This window comes from Bartonella sp. TS25HLJMH, assembly GCF_042193505.1.
Taxonomy (GTDB): Bacteria; Pseudomonadota; Alphaproteobacteria; order Rhizobiales; family Rhizobiaceae; genus Bartonella; species Bartonella grahamii.
In genome coordinates, this window is sequence record NZ_JBHILV010000041.1 from 1 (window position 1) to 4552 (window position 4552).

Here is a 4552-nt window from a genome sequence, read left to right on the forward strand (position 1 = left end):
ATTGGCTCTCAAGCGTGACCAATCAAATCATCATGGGCAGGAACCGTGGGAGAAGCATTCGTAAAACAGAAATCAGTAATGATTTGGTGAGGGCAACCCAAGAGCAAATCGATTTCTTAAGACAAATTACCCTTCACTTTAAAATTGAAGGTTTTGGCAAGTTAGAACAATTAGAAAGCCTTACCTTTGATGGTGTGAATGTCTTGCCAGCGAGCCGCCTTGTTGCAGATAGCAAAGGCACCCTTGAGGGCACTTTTAAGATTCCACAAAACATTACCGCTGGCACAAAAAATGTTGTGGCACGAGGCAGAGGTGGAACAATTGCAACGGGGCTTTTTACCGGTCAAGGTGTCATTGATGTGAAAGTGATGCGGCGCACCACCACGGTGAAGATATGGACGCAAGTGGACCCGCAAGCGCAAGTCTTTACCCCCGATGAAACACGGCAAATCACCGGTATTGACTTTCATCTTTGCAAAATCGGCAATCAAAACCATGATCTGGTGATTGATTTGGTCACCACAGAAAACGGTTATCCGACCGCCGATATTCAAGCGCAAAGCTTTTATTCTATGAAGGGCGCAAAGGCAGGTTGGGCAGAGGCACGCTATGATGTACCACTGTTAGTTCCCGATGACCGCTTAACGGCTTTTGTCATTAAAACCGATGATGCTGATCATTCTGTCTCTTTAGCAAAGCTTGGGGATTTTGATGCAGAACACCAGAGATACGTCTCGAGTCACCCTTATGTAACGGGACCACGCTTTTCTTCTGTCAATGCGCAGACATGGACCGCCCATCAAGATGAGGCTTTAGCCTTTCGTGTGTTGGCAGCCCGCTACACACAAACAGAAAAAACCATTGATTTTGGCACTTTTGACCTTGTGGACTGCTCTGATTTGCAAGTACGCGCAGCCATTGAATTGCCTTCAAGCGATTGTTCTGTCATCTTTGAAATTGAACGAAACAATGGCACGGTTTATCAACTCCTTCCCTTTCAATTACTCAGTCTTACTGAATATATCAGTGAAAAGGTAAAGCTTCGCGCCATTCTCAAAGGGACAGAGAAGCTCTCACCTATTTTGTTTGCTCCTGTTCAATTGATTGCGGGGAAAATTCATAAAACAGCCACTTATGTCACCCGTGCTTTCACCTTTGGGGAAAAGGCAAGGTTGACCAGCTATATCAAAACCTTTTTACCGGGCGGTGCAACCTTTACACTCGAGATGCAACTGGATGATGGTGCTTTTGTTCCTCTCACATTAGACGAAACAGAACAACTCGCTGAACCCCTTTGGACAGAGCGCAAATTTGTAAGCAGCGACAAAGGCGCCAAACAAGCACGTTTGAAATTGACCCTTACCGGTGGACCTGCTGCACGGTCAATGGTGAGTGATTTTGGCGCCGGTATATTGTGATGGGAGAACAGAGATGACCAAAACCAAAAAACTCGACATGGAATTGCCTAAAGAAGGACGCTTTATCAGTTCTGAATTCCCAATCTTGCGGGAAAACTTGACCAAAATTGATCAAGCCATAATGGAAGTTGAGGAAAAGGTAGAGGGAAAAGCGCCTTCAAAACACACGCATACAATAAATGATGTTGCCGATCTTGAAGCGGCTCTCAAAGGCAAAATGGCAGCCGATAAAACCTTCTCATTTACTGATTTAAGCGATCTCGAGGGCGCAAAAGATGCCGCAAATAATTATGTTCTCTATAAATCAAGCAACAATAACTTCACCTTTGGCAGTGCTGTCTCACTGTTAGGCGCACATCAACATAAAACCGAAGATATTGTGGGGCTTGATGATTTTAGAGCCAAAATCAACGAAGATCTGACAAGCTATGGACGCCTCACAAGTCCAAATGAGTGGCAGAATTACAATAAATTTACCAGCAAAGTGACTATGAGTGGTGGCTTAGAACTCATAGGCAATTCATCACTCAACCTTATGCATAACAATGAAGTAGTCACTCGTTTAAGCGCAAGCGGAAGCATGTTGAAAGGACCGCTGAAAGTTGATGGTGATCTTGTTTATACGAAATCAGAAATAGATATTCTCAAGCAGGAAATTAAAAACATCAAAAAAGATTTGATTAATAAACTCATTATTGCCGATGCTGAATTGCTCTACACGCAAGATGGGAAAATTGAATGGCCAGATTGGGTAACAGACCAAACTAGGTTAGAAATCCAAGTATGGGGTGGCGGTGGTAGTGGTGGCGGAGCGGATACGCCAAGATTAGGAGGAGGTGGCGGCGGTGGCGGTTGTTCAGTCTGGTATGGCTATAAAGCCAGTTTAAATGGTCATGAAGATATCACAATTGGTAAGGGTGGAACTTCTGTTGCATCACTCCGTGCAACAGGTAATTCTGGAGGAACAACGACCGTTGGCAAAAATTTTATTACCGCTAAAGGAGGAAATGGTGGAGGGGGGGCTTATTATAATACATCAAGGGGAAATACTTATTACTATTCAGGCATTGGTGGAACTGGGGGCATTGGTGGAAATTTTGGTTTAGCAACAGACGCACATCTAGGAATTGCCAAAGGCGGAAATGGTTATGCTGGAACGAGTGGAATTACTGGCAAGATAAGCGGTGATGGCGGTGATGCTGGAGGCGATACATCAAGGGGTGGTCCTGGAGGACTAGCACAACATAACTATACTTCAGGAAAAGGAGGTCGTGGTTTTGGTGGTGGCGGTGCTGGAGCTGTTAGAGATTCCTATACAAGTGGTGCTGGAGCTGATGGCGCTGTTCTTATAAGATTATGGAAAGATTAAATACAAAACCAAAAATAGCGCAAGTCAAATGGATAGCTGTTGTATAAGCGAGCTTGTATGATTTTTAAGTCCTTTTATCACTCTTTCAAAGCCTGTTAAAGCCCTTTAAAGGGCTTTTTTGACTGACAGTGTCAGTCTTATGGAGCATGGTGATGCTTGTTATAGTCTCTTCATTGATTTGGAGAGCAAGATGACAATAGAATTTAAACTTCGTATTCACTTTATTAAGAATGGCAAGGGATCTAAGTTTTTAGCAATATTTGATCAGACAGCCTTTGATGCAGTTGTAAAATCCTTGATGTTGACGTGCAAATTTATCCCCTCCATGCGCCTATCCTTCTCTTTACGCATGAGGTGGAGAAAAGAAAAACAAGTCTAAGCTATTAGGCTTTCCAATGGGATATTAAACTGTTGGTGCAAATTTTTAATCATGCGCAGTGTTAATTTTCTTTTACCACTCAATATCTCGTAAACGCGATTTAAATGACCAATCGCAGGAACAAGATCTTTAGCACTTAAGTTCATTTGTTCCATTCTAAATTTAATAGCTTCAATCGGGTGAGGAGGAGAAACAGGATAGTGTTCTGCTTCATACGCTTCAATCAACAACACAAGAACCTCCATTTGATCAAATTCTGGAGTATTCTCTTTAGGTTGATTGTCAAACATTGCAGACACAATTTCTAAAGCTTCTTGATAATCTCTTTCAGTGCGAAGTGGTTTGATATTCATTTCTTAAATTCCTTTAGTTCTACAGTATTAGCATCAATTGCATCATACTGTTTGTGTGTCCCTATAAATTTTATATAAAGCCAACCTGCTGGATAAAAGATTGAAACAACTAAACGATAATCATTGCCTCTAATATTAAAAACAACACGATTATTCTTTAATATGCTTGCATTTTTATACTTCTCTTTAATGTCATGAGGAGAACGCCACTGCGCATTTTTAGCTTCATCTACCCATGCTTTTAACGGTTGTTCAGCATCAGGATATCGAGCCCAAAAAGTTTGAAGTGTGGAGATTTTAACAATTTTCATAAGTGTATCCTGATTTTTATCAATCTTAGTACCATTTTGGTACTAAGTCAAGATATTTATAAAAAGAAAGTGCTTATTGAAAACAAACCTTTCTCAAGAGCGGCTCTTTACCTCTCATTTTTCCCATTCATTTCATTCACCCCTCATTTAAAGGAGTATAAAGTATGGCAACAGGTTTTTTACACGGTATTGAAGTTGTCGAGGTTGACGACGGCACCCGCCCCCTTCGCGCGGTTCAGTCTGCCGTTATCGGGATTGTTGGCACAGCACCCGATGCCGATGAACAAGCATTCCCTCTCAACACACCCGTTTTGGTAACGGGTTCTCTTTCACAAGCAGCTAAACTGGATAAAACGGGTAAGCGTCAAGGTACCTTACCCAATGCCCTTGATCTTATTTTCAAGCAAGTGGGAGCTATTGTTGTTGTCGTGCGTGTGAACGAAGGTGACAATGAAAATGCAACACTCACCAATGTTCTAGGTGGTGTGAATGCAAATGGCGCTTATGAAGGCGTCCATGCTTTGATTGGAGCACAATCCCTTCTTGGACAAACACCACGCATTCTCATCGCTCCAGGCTTTACACACAAACGCCCTATCAGTCTTAGCAAGATTGATGTGATAAACCAAGGAAGCGGTTACACTCAAGCAACTGTTAAAATCGAAGGCAGTGGAGAAGCAGAAGCAATCCTGAAAGATGGAAAAGTAACTTCTATTGTCATT

4 protein-coding genes and 2 pseudogenes are annotated in these 4552 nt (G+C 42.3%); 4 read left to right on the forward strand and 2 right to left on the reverse strand.

What is annotated here, in order from left to right:
• From ACFINF_RS08710 to ACFINF_RS08720, 3 genes and pseudogenes are all read left to right on the forward strand, one after another.
• Positions 1 to 1418: pseudogene (locus tag ACFINF_RS08710) on the forward strand (DUF4815 domain-containing protein); the annotation flags it as partial.
• Positions 1419 to 1431: 13 nt separating this feature from the next.
• Entirely contained in the window at positions 1432 to 2787 is a 1356-nt protein-coding gene (locus ACFINF_RS08715) for a Bgr_08870 family protein (protein WP_375620521.1), read from the forward strand.
• Positions 2788 to 2905: 118 nt separating this feature from the next.
• Positions 2906 to 3166, forward strand: coding sequence for a hypothetical protein (locus tag ACFINF_RS08720; RefSeq protein ID WP_375620522.1), 261 nt, complete (start codon positions 2906 to 2908; stop codon positions 3164 to 3166).
• On the opposite strand, the gene ACFINF_RS08725 is transcribed toward ACFINF_RS08720, so the two are convergent.
• Both ACFINF_RS08725 and ACFINF_RS08730 read right to left on the reverse strand, forming a co-directional pair.
• Positions 3163 to 3519, reverse strand: coding sequence for a type II toxin-antitoxin system HigA family antitoxin (locus ACFINF_RS08725; RefSeq protein WP_156851753.1), 357 nt, complete (start codon positions 3517 to 3519; stop codon positions 3163 to 3165). The two genes, ACFINF_RS08720 and ACFINF_RS08725, sit on opposite strands and share 4 nt — an antisense overlap.
• Complete coding sequence (locus tag ACFINF_RS08730; RefSeq protein WP_317993618.1) at positions 3516 to 3830, reverse strand: type II toxin-antitoxin system HigB family toxin; 315 nt, start codon at positions 3828 to 3830, stop codon at positions 3516 to 3518. The genes ACFINF_RS08725 and ACFINF_RS08730 overlap by 4 nt, the downstream gene beginning before the upstream one ends.
• Positions 3831 to 3994: 164 nt before the next feature.
• Here ACFINF_RS08730 and ACFINF_RS08735 point away from each other — a divergent pair.
• Positions 3995 to 4552, forward strand: a pseudogene (locus tag ACFINF_RS08735) (phage tail protein); the annotation flags it as partial.